This is a genomic window from Streptomyces chisholmiae (genome assembly GCF_031845445.1).
GTDB lineage: Bacteria > Actinomycetota > Actinomycetes > Streptomycetales > Streptomycetaceae > Streptomyces > Streptomyces chisholmiae.
Window position 1 is genome coordinate 483,776 of record NZ_JAVREO010000003.1, and the last position, 19,375, is coordinate 503,150.

The 19,375-nt window shown below is 74.9% G+C and carries 12 protein-coding genes; 4 read left to right on the forward strand and 8 right to left on the reverse strand.

The window, feature by feature from the left end:
- Window positions 1-16 precede the first annotated feature (16 nt).
- From RM844_RS07255 to RM844_RS07275, 5 genes are read right to left on the reverse strand one after another with little or no spacing between them, the layout of a single operon-like run.
- A complete protein-coding gene (locus RM844_RS07255) occupies window positions 17-829 on the reverse strand; it encodes an ABC transporter permease (RefSeq protein ID WP_311666083.1) in 813 nt (270 codons plus the stop codon).
- Window positions 826-1,782 (reverse strand): ABC transporter ATP-binding protein, encoded by a 957-nt coding sequence (locus tag RM844_RS07260; RefSeq protein WP_311666085.1) that lies wholly within the window; start codon window positions 1,780-1,782, stop codon window positions 826-828. The genes RM844_RS07255 and RM844_RS07260 overlap by 4 nt, the downstream gene beginning before the upstream one ends.
- Window positions 1,779-9,836, reverse strand: coding sequence for a non-ribosomal peptide synthetase (locus RM844_RS07265; RefSeq protein ID WP_311666087.1), 8,058 nt, complete (start codon window positions 9,834-9,836; stop codon window positions 1,779-1,781). The genes RM844_RS07260 and RM844_RS07265 overlap by 4 nt, the downstream gene beginning before the upstream one ends.
- Window positions 9,833-10,813 (reverse strand): HAD family hydrolase, encoded by a 981-nt coding sequence (locus RM844_RS07270; RefSeq protein ID WP_311666089.1) that lies wholly within the window; start codon window positions 10,811-10,813, stop codon window positions 9,833-9,835. The genes RM844_RS07265 and RM844_RS07270 overlap by 4 nt, the downstream gene beginning before the upstream one ends.
- 24 nt (window positions 10,814-10,837) lie before the next feature.
- Window positions 10,838-12,025, reverse strand: a complete 1,188-nt coding sequence (locus tag RM844_RS07275; RefSeq protein WP_311666091.1) for a nucleotidyltransferase family protein — start codon at window positions 12,023-12,025, stop codon at window positions 10,838-10,840.
- Window positions 12,026-12,342: 317 nt separating this feature from the next.
- Here RM844_RS07275 and RM844_RS07280 point away from each other — a divergent pair, with 317 nt between their 5' ends.
- From RM844_RS07280 to RM844_RS07295, 4 genes are all read left to right on the forward strand, one after another.
- Window positions 12,343-13,899: a class I adenylate-forming enzyme family protein gene (locus RM844_RS07280; protein WP_394814451.1), complete on the forward strand. Its 1,557-nt coding sequence runs from the start codon at window positions 12,343-12,345 to the stop codon at window positions 13,897-13,899.
- Window positions 13,896-15,224 (forward strand): type III PLP-dependent enzyme domain-containing protein, encoded by a 1,329-nt coding sequence (locus RM844_RS07285; RefSeq protein ID WP_311666093.1) that lies wholly within the window; start codon window positions 13,896-13,898, stop codon window positions 15,222-15,224. The genes RM844_RS07280 and RM844_RS07285 overlap by 4 nt, the downstream gene beginning before the upstream one ends.
- Complete coding sequence (locus RM844_RS07290; protein ID WP_311666094.1) at window positions 15,211-16,380, forward strand: acyl-CoA dehydrogenase family protein; 1,170 nt, start codon at window positions 15,211-15,213, stop codon at window positions 16,378-16,380. The genes RM844_RS07285 and RM844_RS07290 overlap by 14 nt, the downstream gene beginning before the upstream one ends.
- Window positions 16,381-16,443: 63 nt before the next feature.
- Window positions 16,444-16,701: a phosphopantetheine-binding protein gene (locus tag RM844_RS07295; RefSeq protein WP_311666097.1), complete on the forward strand. Its 258-nt coding sequence runs from the start codon at window positions 16,444-16,446 to the stop codon at window positions 16,699-16,701.
- On the opposite strand, the gene RM844_RS07300 is transcribed toward RM844_RS07295, so the two are convergent.
- From RM844_RS07300 to dcd, 3 genes are read right to left on the reverse strand one after another with little or no spacing between them, the layout of a single operon-like run.
- Window positions 16,683-17,696 carry an NUDIX hydrolase gene (locus RM844_RS07300; protein WP_311666099.1) on the reverse strand — a complete coding sequence of 338 codons (1,014 nt, stop codon included), beginning with the start codon at window positions 17,694-17,696 and terminating at the stop codon, window positions 16,683-16,685. The two genes, RM844_RS07295 and RM844_RS07300, sit on opposite strands and share 19 nt — an antisense overlap.
- Before the next feature lie 11 nt (window positions 17,697-17,707).
- Complete coding sequence (locus RM844_RS07305) at window positions 17,708-18,829, reverse strand: hypothetical protein (protein ID WP_311666101.1); 1,122 nt, start codon at window positions 18,827-18,829, stop codon at window positions 17,708-17,710.
- A complete protein-coding gene (gene dcd, locus RM844_RS07310; protein WP_311666103.1) occupies window positions 18,826-19,371 on the reverse strand; it encodes a dCTP deaminase in 546 nt (181 codons plus the stop codon). The genes RM844_RS07305 and dcd overlap by 4 nt, the downstream gene beginning before the upstream one ends.
- Window positions 19,372-19,375: the final 4 nt, after the last annotated feature.

A 19,375-nucleotide genomic window follows, 5' to 3' on the forward strand; every position in this document is an offset into this window, starting at 1 on the left:
CCCTTGTCGGCGGGGTTCAGTCGAGGGACAGGGCGCCGACCGCCCGGGCCCGGCGCAGGAAGCGGTGGATGAAGACCAGGCCGAAGGCGAGGGTCACGCCGCCGAGCAGGAACACCATGGCGGCACGCGCGGCGCCGTGCTCGACCGCCTCCGGCCCGACGGCGGCGCGCAGCAGGTCCGAGGCCCAGGACAGGTAGACCACCCGGCTGAGGGCCTCCAGCCAGGCGGGGAAGAAGGAGACCGGCACGAGGACGCCGCCGAGCAGGAACATCGGGAACGAGAGGGTGTTCTGCACGATGCGGGCGCTGGGGGCCAGCACGAAGAGCGCCGAGAGGGCGGTGGCGGCGCCGGCCGTGCCGAACATCGTCAGCAGCAGCGCCACGGCGAAGAGGACGGGATGCCCGATCGTCAACCAGTACCCGAAGAGGCCCCCGGCGACGAGGTAGGACGCCACGAAGGACGGGACCGCCAGCAGCATGCAGGCGGTCAGCCGCCCGACGACCAGCAGGGGGAAGGAGGCGGTGGTCGCCACCAGGGACTCGATGCGCCGGTTCTCCCGGTCCTCGCTGATCATCTCCCCGGAGAACATCAGGGCGGCCGTCCACACGGTGATCAGCATCGGGGCGATGACGGCGTGCCCGTTGAGGTCGGTGCGTCCGCTGTACTCCATGACGGAGAGGAAGATCAGCGTGTAGAAGGGCGCCGAGAGCAGCGAGAAGTACGTGTCGGCCTGCCCGCGCAGCGCGAGGAGCTGGAAGCGGAGGCCCGCGCCGAGGGCGTGCAACCCGACGTACCGGCCGGGTTCGGTCTCCCGTGGGCGCCCGGTCACCGGCCCACGTCCATGCCCCGGCTGCCCAGCAGGTGGAGGTAGGTCTCCTCCAGCGAGGGGCGGCTCTTGGCCAGGTCGGTGATGCCGGCGGCGAGCAGCAGACCCATGACCTGCCGGGTCGCCTCGGTGCCGGCGGTCTCGACGCGGGCGGGGCGCTCCCCGGGGCCGGTGACGCTGACGACGCCCGGGACCTCCGCCAGCCGCGCGCCCAGTTCCGCCGGCAGGGCCTCCTGGACCTCGACCCGTTCGCGTTCCGAGACGAGGCGGCCCACGGTCTCCGGGCTCTCGGTGAGCGTGAGGCGGCCGTTGTCGACGAAGGACACCCGGTCGCTGAGGTCGGCGGCCTCCGCCATGTCGTGGGTGGTCATCAGGATGGTGCGGCCGCGCGCGCGTTGTTCCCGTACCAGGGCGCGGAAGTCGCGGGCGGCCAGCGGGTCCATGCCGACCGTCGGCTCGTCGAGGATCAGCACCCCCGGATCGGCGACGAGCCCCCGCGCCAGGTGCAGCCGCTGCTTCATGCCGCGGGAGTACGACTGCACCGGCTGGTCGGCGCGGCCCGACAGGCCCACCCGCGCCAGGAGTTCGTCGGCCCGCTGGCGCCGCGCGGCGCGGCGCAGCCCGTAGAGCGACGCCCAGAACTCGAGGTTCTGCCGCGCGGTCAGCCGGTTGTACAGGCCGCGATCACCGCCGAAGACCACGCCGATCGAGCGCTTCACCGCGGCGGTGTCGCGCACCACGTCGTGCCCGAGCACCCGCGCGCTGCCGCTGGAGGGCAGCAGCACGGTGGACAGGATCCGGCAGAGCGTGGTCTTTCCCGCCCCGTTGGGGCCGAGCAGGCTGTGCACCTCGCCCTGGGGGACGCTCAGGGACAGCGCGCTGAGCGCGGTCAGGTCGGGCTGTCCCTTGCGCGGGTAGACGCGGGTCAGTTCCTCGATCTCCACTGCGTGGGTCACTGGGGCGCTCCGGGGTCGATCTCGGGCAGGGGACGGTCGGGCTCCGTCACGGACCGCTCCAGCAGGGTCCCGAGCCGTTCGGAGAGGGCGAGCGCCGTCTCCCGGTGGAACAGCTGGTCCGCGTAGCCGATGCGGCAGCGCAGCCCGGGGGCGGCGGCCGGGTCGCCGCCCACGAGGGTGAACTCGAAGGTGAGGTCGCACTTGGCCGCGCCGAGCGGGGTGGGTTCGGGGCGCGCCGACCGCAGCGCGGCGGCGACCGCCGCGCCGTCCCGGGACGGACCGTCAGCCCGACCCGAGCCCGAGCCCGAGCCGGAGACGGAGCCGGGGGCGGCGGGGTCGGCCTCCTGGGGCGCGGGGCCCGGGGACGTGCCCGGTCCGGGGTCCGTCCCCGGCCAGGTGACGAGCGTCTGGAAGAGGGGGTTGCGGTTGGTGCGGCGGGCTGGCCGCAGCGCGGTCACCAGCCGGTCGAAGGGCAGGTCCTGGTGGTCGTAGGCGGCCAGCGCGGCATCCCGGACGCGGGCGGTGAGGGCCCGCAGACTGGGCTGGCCAGCGGTGTCCACCCGCACCACCACGGTGTTCACCAGATGCCCCACCACCTCGAACAGCGCCTGGTCGGTGCGGCCGGTCACCGGCGTGCCCAGCGGGATGTCGTGCGCCCCGGTGACCTGGGAGAGCAGCGTCGCGACCAGCGCCTCCGCCAGGGTCAGCCGGGAGGTCCTGGCCGCCGCCGCCAGCGCGTCCAGCCGGGCGAGCACGTCCGGACCCCAGTGCACGCTGACGGAGCTCTCGGTGAGTTCCCCGGTACGGGGGCGCGGCCGGTCGAGGGGGAGCGGCAGTTCCGCGGGCAGGCCGGCGAGCGTCGCCCGCCAGAACTCCTCCTGGGACCGGGCGAACGGGGTGGGCGCCTCGGGGGTGCCCAGCAGCTCCTGGTGCCAGACCGCGTAGTCGCCGTAGCCCGGCGGGGCCGGTGGCCAGTCGGGCGCCGAGCCCGCCAGACGGCTCAGGTAGGCGGTGGCCAGATCACGCCGCAGCAGCCCCAACGACCAGGCGTCCATGGAGAGATGGTGGACGACCAGGGACAGCAGGTGCTCTCCGCTGTCCAGCCGCAGCAGCAGGGCCCGGATCGGCAGCTCCGCCTGGAGGTCGAAGCCGTGGCCGGCCTCGGCGCGCAGCAGGTCCGGAAGGTCCGCCTCGCGGGCCGCCCGCACCGGCAGCGGGTCCGGAAGGGATGCGGGCGGCACCAGGCGGGGCGCGGGGAGACCGTCCTCCTCCGCGTACCGGAGGCGGAGCGCGTCATGCCGGATCCGCACGTCGTCAAGCGCCCGGCGCAGCGCCTCCTCGTCCAGCGGGCCGGGCAGCCGGAGGGCCAGTGGGACGTTGTAGGCGGCGCCGCCCCCGGTGAGCTGCTGGATGAACCAGAGGCCCTGCTGCACGGGGGCCAGGACCGGGGCGCGCCCGGCGGCGGCGCCCGGCCGCAGCGGGGGGCGGCGCGGGCCGGCCGCCGTGTCCTGGCGGTCGGCGAGCCGTGCCGCGAGTCCGGCTGGGGTCGGCCGCTCGAAGACGTCGCTGACGGTCAGATCGCGGCCGAACTCGGCGCGGACGGCGCTGAGTAGCCGGACCGCCAGCAGGGAGTTGCCGCCGGCGGCGAAGAAGTCCCGGCCCACGCCGTCCGCCCGCGGCCCCAGCAGCTCGGTGAAGAGGCCGCTCATCCGCAGCGCCGCGGGATCGGTGCCGGCCCCGTCGTCCGGCCCGGGGGCCCAGGGGGCGCCGGGCTCGGCGGGCGGCGGGGTCGAGGCGGTGACTCGGGAGGAGGCCAGGGCGGCGGAACGCCCCGGGGCGAGCGGCCGGTCGGGGGCGTGGCACACCTCGGCGAGCAGCCCCACCAGGGCGTCGGCGAGCCCACGGACCGTGGGTTCGTCGAACAGGTCCGTGCTGTACTCCAGTTGGCCGCCGAGTCCGGCGGGGGCGCCCGCCGCGTCGAGACGTTCGGCGAAGGAGAACGTCAGGTCGAACTTGGCGGCCGCGGTGTCCGTCGCCCCGGGGGCGCAGACCAGCCCGGGCAGACGCACGCAGGTCCTGGCGTCCGGCCGCAGCAGCACCATCGCCTGGAACAGCGGATGGCGGCCGACGGCCCGTGGGGGGTTGACGGCCTCGACGACGCCTTCGAAGGGGAGGTCCTGGTGGTCGTAGGCGGCCAGGGCGGTGTCGCGGGTGCGGTCGAGGAGCTGGCGGAAGCTGGGCTGGCCGCTCAGGTCGAGGCGGAGGACCAGGGTGTTGACGAAGAAGCCGACCAGGTCCTCCAGCGCTTCGTCGGCCCGGCCGGACACCACGCCGCCGAGCGGCACGTCCTCGCCCGCCCCGCACTGGTACAGCAGCGCCCCCACGCCCGCCTGCAACACCATCGTCAGCCCGGCGTACCGCTCGGTCGCCAGCGCGGTCAGCGCACGGTGCGTCTCGGCCGGGACGGCGAAGTCCACCGCACCGGCGCGCCCGCTGGGGCGACGGGGCCTCGGCCGGTCGTGCGGCAGGGCGGTCTCGGCGGGCAGCCCGGCGAGCGTCTCCCCCCAGAACGCCCGCTGGCGGACGGCTCGTTCGGTGGGTTCGGCCGGGGTGCCGAGCAGGGCGTGCTGCCAGACGGCGTAGTCGGTGTAGGTCGCCGGCAGCGGAGCCCAGCGCGGCGCGTCGCCGGCGGAGCGGGCCCGGTAGGCGGTGGCGAGGTCACGCGCCAGCACCTCCATGGACCAGCCGTCGGCGGCGATGTGGTGCAGCAGCAGGAGCAGCACGTGCTCCTCCGGCCCGGTACGGAAGAGGGTGACCCGCAGCGGCGTCTCGGTGGCCGGGTCGAAGGGATGGGCGGCGGCCTCCCGCAGCGCCCGTTCGAGTTCGTCGGGGGTGGTCTCCCGCTCGGCGTAGGGCGGTTCGGCGGCGGCCCCGCCGAGCACCCGCTGGTACGGCACGCCCCGGTGCTCGCCGACGACGGCGCGCAGCGGTTCGTGGCGCGCGGCGAGGTCACCGCACGCGCGCCGCAGGGCGGTGGTGTCCAGGGGGCCCCGCAGGCTGGTGACGAAGGGAATGTTGTACGCGGCGCGCTGGCCCGGCAGCCGGGTGAGGAACCACAGCCGCTGTTGGGCCGGGGAGAGCGGCGGCCGGGCGGGGCGGCGGTGCCGGGTGAGGTCGGGCCTGCGGTCGGTGGCCTCCGTCAGGCGCGCCGCGAGGCCGGCCGGCGTCGGGCTGCGGAAGACGTCACGGACCGCGAGGTCGGCGCCGAGCACGGACCGCACGCGGGCCAGCAGGCGGGGGATCAGCAGCGAGTGGCCGCCGAGCGCGAAGAAGTCGTCCGACGCGGCCACCTGGTCGGCGCCGAGGAGTTCCGCGAAGAGGCCGCACATCGCCTCGGTCCTGGGCGTGGGCGAGCCGCCGCTCCCGGGCGCGGCGCCCGGCTCCGGGGCGGGGGCCCCGGCCGCTGGACGGGACGCCGCCCGCGCGGTGATCCGAGGCGGTGCCGGGACCAGCGGCGCGGCCCGCAGCCCCGCGACGGGAGGCTCCGCCCGCAGCGGCACGTCGGGTGCGTCGACCCCCTGGGTGAGGAGCCGCCGCACGCCCGCCACCAGGCGCTCCGCGGTGGCGTGGTCGAAGAGGTCGCGCTGGTACTCCAGCCGCCCGTGGAGGTCGCCGCGCCGCCCGTCCGCGTCGCGCCGCTCCCGGAAGGTGAACGCCAGGTCGAACTTGGCCCCGCCGCCCGCCACCTGGTAGGGCTCCGCGTGCAGGCCGGGCAGCCGTGGAGAACCCCCGGGCTGCAGCACGACCAGGGTCTGGAAGAGCGGGTGGCGGTGGAGCGAGCGCGGGGGGTTGACGGCCTCGACGACGCCTTCGAAGGGGAGGTCCTGGTGGTCGTAGGCGGCCAGGGCGGTCTCCCGGGTGCGGTCGAGGAGCTGGCGGAAGCTGGGCTGGCCGCTCAGGTCGAGGCGGAGGACCAGGGTGTTGACGAAGAAGCCGACCAGGTCCTCCAGCGCTTCGTCGGCCCGGCCGGACACCACGCCGCCGAGCGGCACGTCCTCGCCCGCCCCGCACTGGTACAGCAACGCCCCCACGCCCGCCTGCAACACCACCGTCAGCCCGGCCTGTCGCTCGACGGCGAGCGCCGCCAGCCGTTCGTGCAGGTCCGCGGGCAGCACGAAGTCCACCACCCCGGCGGTGGCACCGCCCGGCTCCTCCGGTCGGGGCCGGTCGTAGGGCAGGGCCAGTTCCACGGGCATCCCGTCCAGGGCCCGCTTCCAGACGGCGCGGCTGTCGCTCCAGGTGCTCCGCGGATCGGCGGGGTCCCCCAGCCACGAGCGCTGCCAGTACGCGTAGTCGGTGTAGCTGAGCGGCAGGAACGGCAGCCGGGGCGCCGCGCCGGCCACGGCCGCCTGGTAGCAGGTGCCCAGATCGCGCAGCAGCGGCCGCACCGACCAGCCGTCGGCGGCGATGTGGTGCAGCAGCAGGAGCAGCACGTGCTCCTCGGGCCCGGTCCGGAAGAGCGTGACCCGCAGCGGCGTCTCGGTGGTCGGGTCGAAGGGATGGGCGGCCGCCTCGGTCACCGCGTCGGACAGCTCGGCGGCGGCGGTCTCCCGCAGCTCGAAGAAGGGCGCGCCGTCGGCGGGGCTGAGGATCCGCTGGTAGGGCACGCCGTCCGCGTCCGGGTGGACGGTGCGCAGCGTCGGGTGGTGTTCGACGAGGTGCCGCAGCGCGGCGCGCAGCGCCGGGACGTCCAGCGGCCCGGTGAGCCGGGTGGCGACGGGGATGTTGTAGGTGGGGCTCGGACCGTCGCTCCGGGCGATGAACCACAGCCGCTGCTGGGCCGGCGAGAGGGGCGGCCGCGCGCCGGGCACGGTGGGCACCAGGGGCGGTTTGCGGGCACCGTGCTCGGCGAGCCGGGCGGCCAGCTCGCGTGGCGTGGGGCAGTCGAAGAAGTCACGGAAGGCCGCGTCGGTGCCCAGCTCGGCACGCACCCGCGCCTGGAGCCGGGGGACGAGCAGCGAGTGGCCGCCCAGGGCGAAGAAGCTGTCGTCCGGGCCGACGCCGTCGGTCCCGAGGACCTCGGCGACGATCCGGCAGAGCGTCTCCTCGCGCCCCGCCGCGGCGGCGGGCCGAGCACCGCCGCGGGCCCGGGGGCCGGTGGCCGCCGCCTCCGCGAGGGCCCGCAGGGCACGCTGGTCCAGCTTGCCGCTGGTGTTGCGGGGGAGGTCCGCGAGGCGCAGATAGGTCACGGGCACCATGTAGGAGGGCAGGTGGCGGGTGGCGTACTCGCGCAGCGACGCGGAGTCCACCTCGGCGCGGGTGGTCAGGCACGCCGCCAGCTGCGGTCCGGCCCGTCCGTCCACGACCAGGACCGCCGCGCGGGCCACCGCGGGATGGCGGGTGAGGACCGCCTCGATCTCCCCCAGCTCGATCCGGAAGCCGCGCAGCTTGACCTGGCCGTCGCCGCGTCCCTCGAAGACGAGTCGGCCGGCGGCGTCCCAGCGGCCCTGGTCCCCGGTGCGGTACATCCGGCTGCCGGGCGGCCCGAACGGGCAGGGCACGAAGCGTTCCGCGGTCAGCCTGGGCCGGTGCAGGTAGCCGCGGGCGATCTGGTCGCCGGCGAGGAAGATCTCGCCGCGCACCCCGGGGGGCACCGGGCGCAGCCGCTCGTCCAGGACGTAGACGTCGGTGCCGCCCAGCGGGCCGCCGATGGCCGGTTCGCGGCCCGCGGCGACGGGGGCGGCGGTGGCGTACACGGTGGCCTCGGTGGGCCCGTAGTAGTTGTGCGCGGTAGTCGCCTCGCTGGCCGCCAGGGCGTCCCACAGCTGGCGGGGCAGGGCCTCACCGGCGACGGTGATGACGCGCGGCGCCTCCTCCGGCGCGTCGATCAGGCCCGCGTCGACGAGCAACGCCAGGTGCGTGGGGGTGACATCCATGAGGTCCACCCGGTGCGAGCGCAGATAGTCGGCGTAGGCGATCACGTCCCGCCGGATCTCGGTGCTCGCCGCGTGCACCTCGCAGCCGCTGACCAGGGCGAGCAGGCCCTGCCACGACACGTCGAAGGAGACGGCGGCGGTCATCGCCACCCGGGGGCGCCGACCGGAGCCGGGGAGCGGGGCGTAGAGGCGCTGGCCGAGGTCGGCGAGGAGCGCCGAGAGCTGGCGGTGCTCCACACAGACGCCCTTGGGCTCCCCCGTGGAACCGGAGGTGTGGATGACGTAGGCCGCGTGGCTGGGGCGCAGCGGGGCGGCGCGGTCGGAGTCGTCGGGCCAGTCGGCCGGCAGGGCGGCGAGTTCGGCCTCGGTGCCGGGGTCGCCCAGGGCGATCCGCGGCACGTCCCCGGGGAGGGAGCGGGCCGCGTCCTCGGGCCCGGTCAGCAGCAGGCCGACCCCCGCGTTGCGCACGGTCGCGGCGGTGCGGGCCGGCGGGTGCTGGACGTCCAGCGGCACGAAGACGCCGCCCGCCGTCAGGATGGCGAGGAGCGCGGTGATCTGGGTCTCCGGCTCCTCGGCGAGCACGCCGACGAGGCTCTCCGGGCCGACCCCCCGAGCGGTGAGCAGGCGCGCGAGGCGCGCCACCCGGCCGCCCAGCTCGCCGAAGGTCAGTCGGCGGCCGCCGCAGACGAGGGCCGGGAGGTCGGGGGAGCGGGTCACCTGGTCGCCCAGAACGTCCACCACCAGGCGGTGCGCGGCGGCGGGAGGCCGCCGACCGACACCGACGGCGAGCCGCGCGGCGTCCTCCTCCGGAGTGGAGAGCGGCAGTGCCGTCACGGGCGTGGCCGGGTCGTCGACGGCGGCCCGCAGCAGCCGTGCGAACCGGGCGACGAACGCCTCCCGGGCGCCCGGATCGAGCACCCCCGCCCGGAAGCGGATGCCGCCGCGCAGTTCTCCGTCGCAGACCAGCGTGTTGAGCTCGATGTCGAAGCGGGCGCCCCCGCTGGGCGTCCACAGCCGGGTGGCCTCGCCGTTCTCGCTGGTCCACACGAGCGAGGGGCGGGTGCCGTGGTGCACGAAGAAGGCGTTGACCAGGTCGCCGGCGCCGGTGTGCCGTACCTCCGCGACGATCTGCCGGAAGGGCACGGCCTGTTCGACGGCGGCGCGCAGGTCGCGACCCGCGCCGCCCACCAGGTCGCGGAACGAGGCGGTCGCGGTGACGGTGGCGCGCAGCGCGGTGTTCTCCACGAAGAAGCCGACGGTGCGCGCGAAGTCGCGGGCGGGCCGGCGGTCCAGGCCGACGCCGATGGTGATGTCCCGCTGCCCGGTGTGGCGGGCGAGCCAGACCTGGAAGGCCGCGCCGAGTACGGCGGTCAGCGGTGCGCGCTGCCGCAGGGCGAGGCGTCGCAGCGCCGTGGTGGTCTCGGCGGAGAGCCGGAACTCGTGCTCGACGCCGTCGGACGCCTCCCCGCCGTCCGGGCCGCCGGGGAGGCGTACGGGCTCGGCACCGGCCAGCCGTTCCCGCCAGTACGCCAGCCGTGCGCCGAGGGTGGCCGGGTCCAGGGCCTCCCGTTCCCGCCGGGCGAAGTCGGGGTAGGGGCGGGAGGTGTCGACGGGGAGGTGTGTCGCGCCGTCGGGCGCGGTGGTGCAGAGCGCGGTCAGGTCCTCGGCCAGGATGCGCAGGGAGCCGCCGTCGGCGGCGATGTGGTGGGTGATGAGCAGCAGCACCGTGCCGCCGTCGGCGCGGCGCACGGCGCGGGCCCGGATGCCGGGCCTGCGCAGCAGGTCGAACGGCGGTGCGCTGACCTCGGCCAGGTGGTCCCGCCAGCCCCGGTCGGGCGTCTCGGTGGCCCATTCCAACGGCACGGTGAAGTCCGGCGCCGGGCTGGGCACGGTTTCCCCCGAGCCGGTCCGCACGTAGCGGGTGCCGAGGCCGGGGTGCCGGCGGATCAGGGCGGCCAGGGCCGTTTCGAGGGTGTCAGGGGCCAGTCCCCGGTGGAAGTGGAGCACCAGCGGAAGGTGGTAGGAGATGTCCGCCGGGTTGAGTTCGTGCAGCCAGAGCAGCCGCTCCTGGCCGTAGGAGAGGGGCGCCACCTGGGGCGGGGCGGGCGTCTGGGTCATGGCGAGTCCGATCCGGGGTGCGCGTGGCCGCCGACGCAGGCGGTCCCGTGCTGGCGTGGGGCCGTCTGGCGCGGTGGCGCGACCGCGAGGGCGGGGTCGAAGGTGAGCAGGAACTCGTCGAGCGACTGGTCCAGTTGGAGGTCGCTGTGGCGGACGGCCACCTCGTCGGCGTGGCGGACGGCCACGCCGAGGGCGGACGAGGCGAGCAGGCAGCCGTCGTTGTAGGCGTCTCCGAAGGCGGCGGTCGCGCGCAGGGTGAGGCCGCGCTGGTCCAGGTAGCGTTCCAGGGCGGACGCCTTGCAGCTGCCGTGCGGGCGCAGGACCTGGCCGTCGAGGGCGCGGATGAGGTGCGGCTCGTGCGGGGGCAGGGCGCCGGCGGGGAGGGCCCGCAGGTCCGCGCCGAAGACGGTGACCGCGTCGAGCACCCGGTCCGGTCGCCGGGCCGCTTCGTCGCCGCCTCCCTCGGGGGTTCGCAGGGCGGCGGGCCGGACGGCGATGTGCGAGCGGGGCACGCGGTAGGCGAGGGCGAAGGCGGTGGCGGCCCGGCGGCTGCTGGCGATCAGCTCGCGGTCGACCTCGGCGACCAGGTCGGTGGCGTCATGCCGGGCCAGGGCGTCGAGCGTCGCCCACGGCAGACTCCGCAGCGTGTGGCAGCTGCCGCGGGAGCGGTGGAACCACACGTTGCCGTCGCTCAGCAGCAGGTCGTCCTCCAGCTCGGCGAGGACGGGCGCGGCGGCCAGCGGACGCAGGGTGGCCAGGGACCGCCCGGTGACCAGGAGGGGGCGCACGCCGAGGCGGCGCAGCCGGCCGAGGGCCGCGGGCAGTTGGGGCAGGAACTTCCCGGCGTGGTCTAGCAGGGTGCCGTCGAGGTCGAAGGCGGCACAGCGGATCCGGCCGCTGGCGCCGGTCACCGGGGCGGCGGAGCGCGGGGCGGGCGCCCTCGCCGCCGCCGCGGTGCTGGGGGGTGGCTGGTCCATGAGGTGGTGTCGGGACGCCGTGCGCTACGACTGGCGGAAGACCGCGAGGCCGCCGGGGAGGGCGGGCGGTGCGCCGGTGGTCAGCTCCGGGGGCGCCGGGTCGGCGAGGCGCCGCCTGATGTCCCCGCTCCAGTAGCGGCACGACCCGTCGGTGCCGCGCGCCGTGCGCAGCCAGTCCTGGTCCCGGTAGCCGTCCAGCCCCAGCTCACCCACCAGGTCGCTGCCGAAGAGCGTGTCCGTGTGCGCGCACGCCCAGACCAGGGGCAGCTGGAGGCCGTGGGCCGCGACGCGGTCGACGACCGCGTCGCGGTGCCCGGAGGCGTGCCGCCGCCACACGCGCAGGAGGTCGGCGAACTGGGTGAGCCGGACATCGCTCTTCAGGATCGTTCGCTCCACCCACGCCTCCCGGAACAGGTGGAAGGCGGCGAAGAGGAACTCGTAGACCGGATGCAGCGTCGGCAGGCTCGTCCCGACCTCGGGGACGGGGACCTCCACCAGCTCGCGCAGCGCGTCCTCGGTGGGAATCTGCCAGGGGCTGGCGTGCCAGGTCAGACTGAACGCCACGTCCACCATCAGGAACGGTACGCATTCACCGTCGAGCACCCGCATGAAGTGCGGTAGGTGGTCGGGAGATAGCCGGTACATGACCTGGTCCCGGCGCGGCAGGTCCACGAGTTGGTGCAGCCCCGGGTCGTAACGCTTGTTCTTGGCGTAACCCTGTCCGTCCAGGACCTTGGCAATCGTCTCGGCGTCGCCCTCGGCCATCATGTCAATGTCGTTGAACACGCGGGTGCCGCGTCCGCCGTACAGCGACAGATGCCCCACGACGCCCTTGGTGAAGGCGGCCCGGACTCCCGCCTCGGCGAGCGCGCCGTGAAGCACGGTCGCCTCCCGCGTGGCGAGCTCGTTCTTCTTCCTGTTCGCATAGTGGCAATTCAACAGAAAGAGCCGCATCCGAGAGGACACGGATTGTGTAATTCCGCTTTGCGCGAGCAGATCGGCGACGGCGGGGACCAAGCCGTGCCTTACTGCCTGGGAGAGGAGATTATCGGGGTCTGCGCCCTGTTTGAGGAGGTCCGCGGCCTCCGCGAATGTCGAATCACCCGGGTCGCTGACGGAGAGGAGCTCCAGGGCGCGCCAGACGCGGCCGGACTCCGAGAGGGAATGGTTCATGCGACTCTCCCGACGTGATGCTCCGAGCGCAGGCGGCATCAGCCGTACTGGGCGGACTCGGTCACTCTTTGGGCCCACAGATGGCTGCTCATTGCAGCACGTCCCACATCGCGGCGCAAGAGCCTTCGGTGCGGCAGAAGTTGACCCAGAAGCGGTTCGTTACCCGGAGTTCGATTGTCGACCGATTCGGGTGACTTGGTGCCTTACGTAACAAGATTCCTTGGCTGTGTACGTGCTGGGCAGTGCTCCACTGCGGAGACCTCTCCGCGGTAACTCTGATTTCCCGCACGACTCTTGACGGTGGGTAGGAACAGCTCTAGAGTGCCGGAAAATTGTCCGGGCGCCAGCGTGCGCATATGGCGCTATACGAGGTGTACGTGCTCTTGGATTCGTCGCCGCCCGCGTTGCCAAATGATTTCCAATCCGTACATGACCTCCTGGATTACGCCGCGCTGCGGTGGCCTTCGGCTCGGGCGTTGCGGGATACCGGGGGAGCCTGGACGTACACGGATCTGGCGCGGAGTTCGCGCGGGGCGGCGCGCGCGCTCAGCGCCCGGGGAGTGCGCCACGGCGACCGGGTGGCCGTCCCCGCGCTGCCGCTGCGGCAGACCGTGGCCCTCCTCTACGGGTGCTCCCGCGTCGGCGCCGTGTTCCTGCCGGTCGCCCCGGACGCCAGCGGCCACCAGCGCGCGGCGATCCTCCAGGACGCCGAACCCACGGTGGTCGTCGCGGACGCCGAGGAGCTGAGCGCACTCTGCGCGGCAACCCCGGATGCCCCGGATGCCCCGGATACCGAAGAGCCGACGGATCCCGCCGGAGGCGAGGACGGCCCGGCCGCGGCCGACGGCGACCGCCCGGCGGCCGGTGACGACCCCGCCCTGTTCATCTACACGTCGGGCAGCACCGCGCGGCCCAAGGCCGTGATCTGCCCCCACCGGCAGATCGTCTTCGCCGTCCGCGCCATCGCCGAACGACTGGACCAGCGGCCCGGCGACGTCGTCTACTGCCGCCTGCCGCTCTCCTTCGACTACGGCCTCTACCAGGTGTTCCTCAGCGCGCTGACGGGTTCCGAACTCGTCCTCGCCGACCCGACGCTGCGGGTCACCCTGCTCGCCGACCTCCACGCAAGCGGGGCGACCGTGATGCCGCTGGTGCCGTCCCTGGCGACGATGCTGGTCCAGCTGGCCGCCCGCACCGACAGGCCGCCCGCCGTACGCACCTTCACCAACACGGGCGAGCACCTGCCGGCGTCCCTGGCCGCGCGGCTGCGCGCCGCCTTCCCCGGCTCCGGCGTCCACCTGATGTTCGGCATCACCGAGTGCAAGCGCGTCTCGGTGCTGGAACGGGACGGCGACCTGGTGCGGCCCGGCTCCGTCGGACGGCCCCTCACCGGCACCACGGTGTGGATCGCCGGCCCGGACGGCCGGCCGGAACCCCCCGGCGAGACCGGGGAGATCGTCGTCGTCGGCCCACACGTCATGGCGGGCTACTGGCGCAGCCCCGAGCAGCAGGCGCAGCGCTTCCGAACCGATCCCCGTACCGGTGAACGCCAGCTGTGGACCGGCGACTTCGGGTCCCTGGACGCGGACGGCTACCTCTACTTCCACGGGCGGCGCGACCAGATCTTCAAGCTGCGGGACACCCGCACGTCGGCCCAGGAGATCGAGGCCGCGGCCCTGCTGGTCGAGGGGGTCACCGCGGCGGCCGTCCTGCCACCGGCCCAGGGCCGGGGCGCGGTGCTCTGCCTGGTCACCAGCCGCCGACCCGAGGAGGTAACGGGCGAGCTGGTCGCGCTGATCGGCCCGACCAAGGTCCCCGCCGTCAGCCGCGTCCTCCCCGAACTCCCGCTCACCGGCAACGGAAAGACCGACCGGGCCCGGCTCGCCCAGCAGCTGGCGGAGACCACGCGATGAGCGCGGCCGAGTTCCGGGAGCTGCTGGCCGCCTACGGCAGCCCGCTGTACGTCTACGACCTCGACGAGGTGTCGGCGGCCGCCGACCGGCTGTTCGCCTGCCTGCCGCGGCCCAGCACGCTCTACTACTCCTTCAAGGCCAACCCGCATCCCTGGATCGCCCGCACGCTGCGCGGGCGCGGCTGCCGCGCGGAGATCAGCTCGCCCGGCGAACTCGCCGCGGCCCTGGAAGCCGGGTTCGCCGGCGACTCCTGCCTGTACACCGGCCCCGGGAAGACGGCCGCCGAGGTGGACGCGGCGCTGGCCGCCGGCGTCCGGCGGTTCTCCGTGGAATCGGCCGTCGACTACCGCCGGATCGCCGACCTCGCCGCCGCCCGCGGCATCACGGCCTCCTGCCTGGTCCGCGTCCACGCCGAAGGCGCGCAGGGCGCCACCGGGGTCCGGATGTCCGGCACCCCCTCGCCCTTCGGCATCACGACCGGACAGTTCCTCGCCACCCGCGACGACTTCGCCCCCCGGCCCGGCGCCGAGCTGACCGGCGCGCACTTCTTCCCGCTCAGCAACGCACGCGACGAGGCCAGCCTGATCGCCGAGATGACCCACAGCGTGGCGCAGGCCGCGCGGCTCCGCGACACCGCCGGCGTCGAACTGCGGACCGTGGACCTCGGCGGCGGCTTCGCCGCGCCCTACGCCCGCCCCGGGCCGCCGGCCCGCTACCCGGCCCTCGGGGCCGCGGTGACCAGCGCGCTGGACACGGCCCTGCCGGGCTGGCGCGAGGGCGCGCCGGAGATCGCCTTCGAGTCCGGCCGGTACCTGACCGGGAGCAGCGGTCACCTGCTGTGCACCGTCACCGACGTCAAGACCAGCCACGGCCGCACCTACGTCGTCGCGGACACCGGCGTGCACCATCTGGGCGGGCTCTCCGCCCTCGGCCGGATCCGCCCGGTGTCGGTACAGGCCGAGCCCCTGACCCCCGCCCCGCCGCCGCCCGGAGCCGAGCCGGCGGACGCCACCCGCGCCGTGCTGGCCGGACCGCTCTGCACCCCGGCCGACGTCCTCTCCCGGGACCTGACCACCGACGTCCCACCCCGGCCCGGCGACGTGCTCATCATCCCCAACGTGGGCGCCTACGGACTCACCGCGTCCCTGCTGGGCTTCCTCAGCCACCCAGCCGCCGCCGAGGTGGTCGTCCGCGGCGGCGAACCCGTGGACGTGACCCGGCTGAGCCTGGTCCGGACCGCCCACACCCCCGCGACACCTCCACCGAGCGCCGTCAGCGGCCTCGGCCACCCGGACGGAAGGAGCGGACCCGATGCCGCTGGATGACGCCGCCACCCTCGTGGACGGCATGCTGCCGACGCTGCGGGACCGGGCCGCCGAGGTGGACCGCGCCGCGGCCTTCCCCGAGGACAACCTGAACCTCCTGCGCGAGAACGGGCTCCTCGGTCTCCTGGTGCCGGCCGACTACGGCGGCCTGGGCGGCGGCCTGGCCGACCTCACCGACCTCGCCCAGCGGCTCGCCGGCGCCTGCCTCTCCACCGGCATGATCTGGGCCATGCACTGCCAGCAGGTGGACAGCCTGGTCCGGCACGCCGCACCGGAGCTGAAGGACCACGTGCTGCCGCGCGTCGCCCGGGGCGAGCTGTACCTGGCCTCCGTCACCACCGAACCGGGCAAGGGCGGCCACCTCCTCACCGGCGGGGCGCCGCTGCGCGCCGCCGAGGGGTCACTGCTGCTGGACCGCGACGCGCCCATCGTCACCGGCGGCGCGCAGGCGGACGGCTTCCTGATCACCATGCGCTCCGCCGAGGAGGCCGCCGACCGGGAGGTCTCCCTCGTGTACGCCGACCGGGACCAGCTCGACATCGTCCCCCAGGAAGGCTGGCACACCCTCGGCATGCGCGGCACCTCCAGCGGCGGACTGAAGCTCAGCGGCCGGGTGCCCCCCGGCAACGTCGTGGGAGAGCCGGGGAACTTCCGGCACGTCGCGATGGAGTCCATGGCCCCCGTGGGCCACCTCGCCTGGGCCGCCTGCTGGCTGGGCACCGCCCACAGCGCGCTGCGCGGCGTTCTGGACCTGATCCGCTCCCGCAACCGGCCTCGCGGCCTGGACCCCAGCTCCGACCTGGTACGGGAACGCCTCGCCCGGGTCCGCATGGACCTCGAACTGGTCAGCGCCTACCTCCACCGGGTCCGCCAGGAGGTGGACGACCACCGCGCGGCGGGGACCAGCGTCGGCGGACCCTCGACCCAGGTACACCTCAACACCCTCAAGGTCGCCGCCGCCGAGCACACCTTCGCCGCCGTGCACAAACTGGTGCAACTGTGCGGGCTGTTCAGCGCCTACCGCACCGACGCGGCCATCCCGCTGGAGCGACACTTCCGCGACCTGCGGTCCGCCAGCCTCAACTACGCCGACGACCGGCTGCTCACCGCCAACGGCGCGCTCAGCCTCCTCGACCGCACGGCCCGACTGGCCTGAGCCGCCCCACCCCGCCCGGCTCCCCGCGGGAGCACCGGCCCACGAACGGAGAGTCGAACGATCATGCCCGGAACGACCTGGCCCGCCGACTTCGAGAAGGTCCTGCGCGCCCATCTCCCGATGCTGCCGGACGACCGGGAGATCCTGCCGGACGCCTCCCTGACCGCCCTGGGTCTGGACTCCATGTCCACCGTCGCGCTCCTGGTCGACGTGGAGGACCTCTTCGACGTGTCCCTCCCCGACGAGGACATCACCGAGGAGGCGTTCACCAGCGCCGGCACCCTCTGGACGTTGATCCAGCGTCAGATCGACGCCGGCTGACCGGACACGCCCCCGGCGGGCAGCTCCGTCACCGGGGCCTCCGGGTCGGGCTCCGCCACCCCCAGGGCCCGGCCCGCCCGGATCGCCGCCGCCGTCTGCGCGTCCGCCCCCGGGCCCCAGCCACACACCTCGGCGATCAGCTGCGGCGGCACCAGCAGCCTCCGGTGCACGGTCCCGGTGGCCGGGTCGGGCGCCACCGGGCCCACCGCCGTGATGGCCGCCGCCATCCGCACCCGTGCCACCGGGCCCCCGCCCGGTGGATGGTCCAGCAGATACCCCAGATACCGGGGCGGCGTGATGGAGATCTGCGTCTCCTCCCGCACCTCCCGCACCGCGGCCGCCACCGGGTCACGATGCTCGAACGGCTCCAACGTCCCACCGGGCAGCCCGATGTGCCCGGCGGTGTCGACGTAGAGGACCACCCGGCCGTCGGGCGCGAACACCCAGACCCAGGACTGGCGGATCGGCACCTCGGTGGGCACCGGTTCCGGGTGCCACACCCACGCCGAACCGCTGTGCACCCAGGGCACGATGCCGTACGTGGTCATCAGCTCCAGGACCCGCGGCGGACGACCGTCCTCCAGATAGGCGGTACGGCCCCCGGCGCGAGCCGCCAGCGCCGCCTCCGCCACGGACGCCTCGGCGGCCCCCGCCACCGAGGGCAACTCCGCCGGCGGCACGAAGCGGACCTCCGGCGGCACCGCGCGCAGTCCCCGCACCCGGGGCACGGCGGACGCGCTGATCCGGCCGCCGTCGAAGACCAGCCGGGTCGCGCGGGCCCCCGCCCGCCCGTCCCCGTACCACCCCGTCACCAGCGGCGCCCCCAGCTTCGGCACCAGCCCGGTCGCCGCCGTCACACACCGGACACAGGACTCCCGCGGTGCCGCGCCCGGAAGAACCGGACCGGAGGGCAGCGCCCAGCGCCCGCCGTCCGGTGCGCGGACCAGCAGTACCCCGCCCGACGGGTCGGTGACGAGCGCGGAGACGGTGGTCACCGCCCCGCCCGTCACCGGCCCCGCCCCGCCAGCCAGCCGCCCACCAGCCGCGTCGCCTCGGGCAGCGCGACCATGGACTGACGCAGCTCCCCGAACGGCACCGCCGCCGTCAGCAGCCCGGTCAGCCGGGCGCGGCGCGCCTCGTCCGTGACCGGGAACCACGCGCGCAGGAACGGGTCGTACTTGGTCCCCTCCCGCTCCACGTGCTCGGCCAGCCGGGGCCCCGCGTCCCCCGGGGCGAGCCCGCCCAGCCGGGGCCCGTCCACCGCCGCGTCGAAACCGGGCAGCACCACCGCGCCGACCGGGAACCGGGGCAGCAGACGGCAGCCGGTCGCCCGCGCCAGCTCCGTGGCACGGACCCAGAGCGACCCGGGCAGCTCGGCCCCGGACTCGGTCCGCAGCGCCTCCGCCGTGCGATGCCGCCCGGCGAAGCCGTTGGTCGGGTGCCCCGCCTCCGCCAGCAGGTCGCCGATCCGGGGCGAGGAACCGGCCAGGGCCAGCAGCACGTCCGTGCGGATGTTGACGGTCCGGGGGAAGCCGTACCCGACCAGCCGACCGCCGGGCCCCTCGGTGAGGGTGACGTCGTCGTTGGAGACGAAGTCCGCGCCGGCGTGCACCAGGGCGCTCAGCAGCGTGGAGGTCTTCCCCGACTTCTTCCCGCCGATCACCACCAGGCCACGGCCGTCCAGGGCGACCATGCCGCCGTGCAGCAGCAGGTCCCCCCGCGCGTACGCCTGCCAGCGCAGCAGGTGGCGCACCGACCGCAGCACCTGCTGCGCCCGCCAGGCGGAGGGTTCACCGACCACCGCGACGCCGCGCCGGGCGTCGTCCAGCCACACCACGCGGTCCGGCTCGTAGGCCGAGGCGTAGGCGACCCGGCGCCAGCCGTCGCCGCGCGGCGCGTCGGTCACCACGTGGACGGTGGGGCGCGGCGGCCCGCCGTCCCACGGGGTCCGCACCTCGACGAACGGCTCGGCCAGCGCGCGGAACTCGGCCACCGCCGACGGCGGGCCGACGAGGTCCACGGCCGGCCCGCCCGGGTCGGCGGCCACCGCGGCGGTGACCCGCTCGCTCACCGCCCCGTCGTCCGCGGCCCGTCCGGGGCTCGCCGCGGCACCGTCTGCGGTTGTCACGAGGGCAGTCCCTCCCAGGTCTCCCAGTACCGGTCTCGGTAGATCTCGGACTTCCGTGGCCCCTTGGACCCCTGGTACTTGCCGGAGTACAGCTCGATCTCACCCTGCGGCTTCCAGAAGGTCATCTGGCCGATGCGCATGCCCGGGAACACCCTCAGCGGCAGGGTCGCGAACAGCTGGAACGTCACGGTCCCGACCGAGCCGATGTCGATGAGGTCGGCGGTGACATGGACGAACAGCCCGGCCCGCGCCGTACTCGACTTGGCGTGCACCATGGGCACGAACTCGGTGCTGCCGACGATCTCCCGAGACGCCCCCAGCGAGAAGCTCATCGCGTCCAGCACCAGCCCGTCCGGCGGGATGGTGATCTCCGTGACCTCGGGCTCCACCCGGGGGTCGATGACGTCGTCGCGGTAGCGCAACAGCGACTCGCCCAGCGTGAGGTCGATGCTGTTGGGGTTGATGAGGTCGGGGTCGAACGGCGTGCAGGTGATGTCAGCCGATTCGATCCGCTTCTGGATTTCACGCCCGCTGAGGATCACGGTC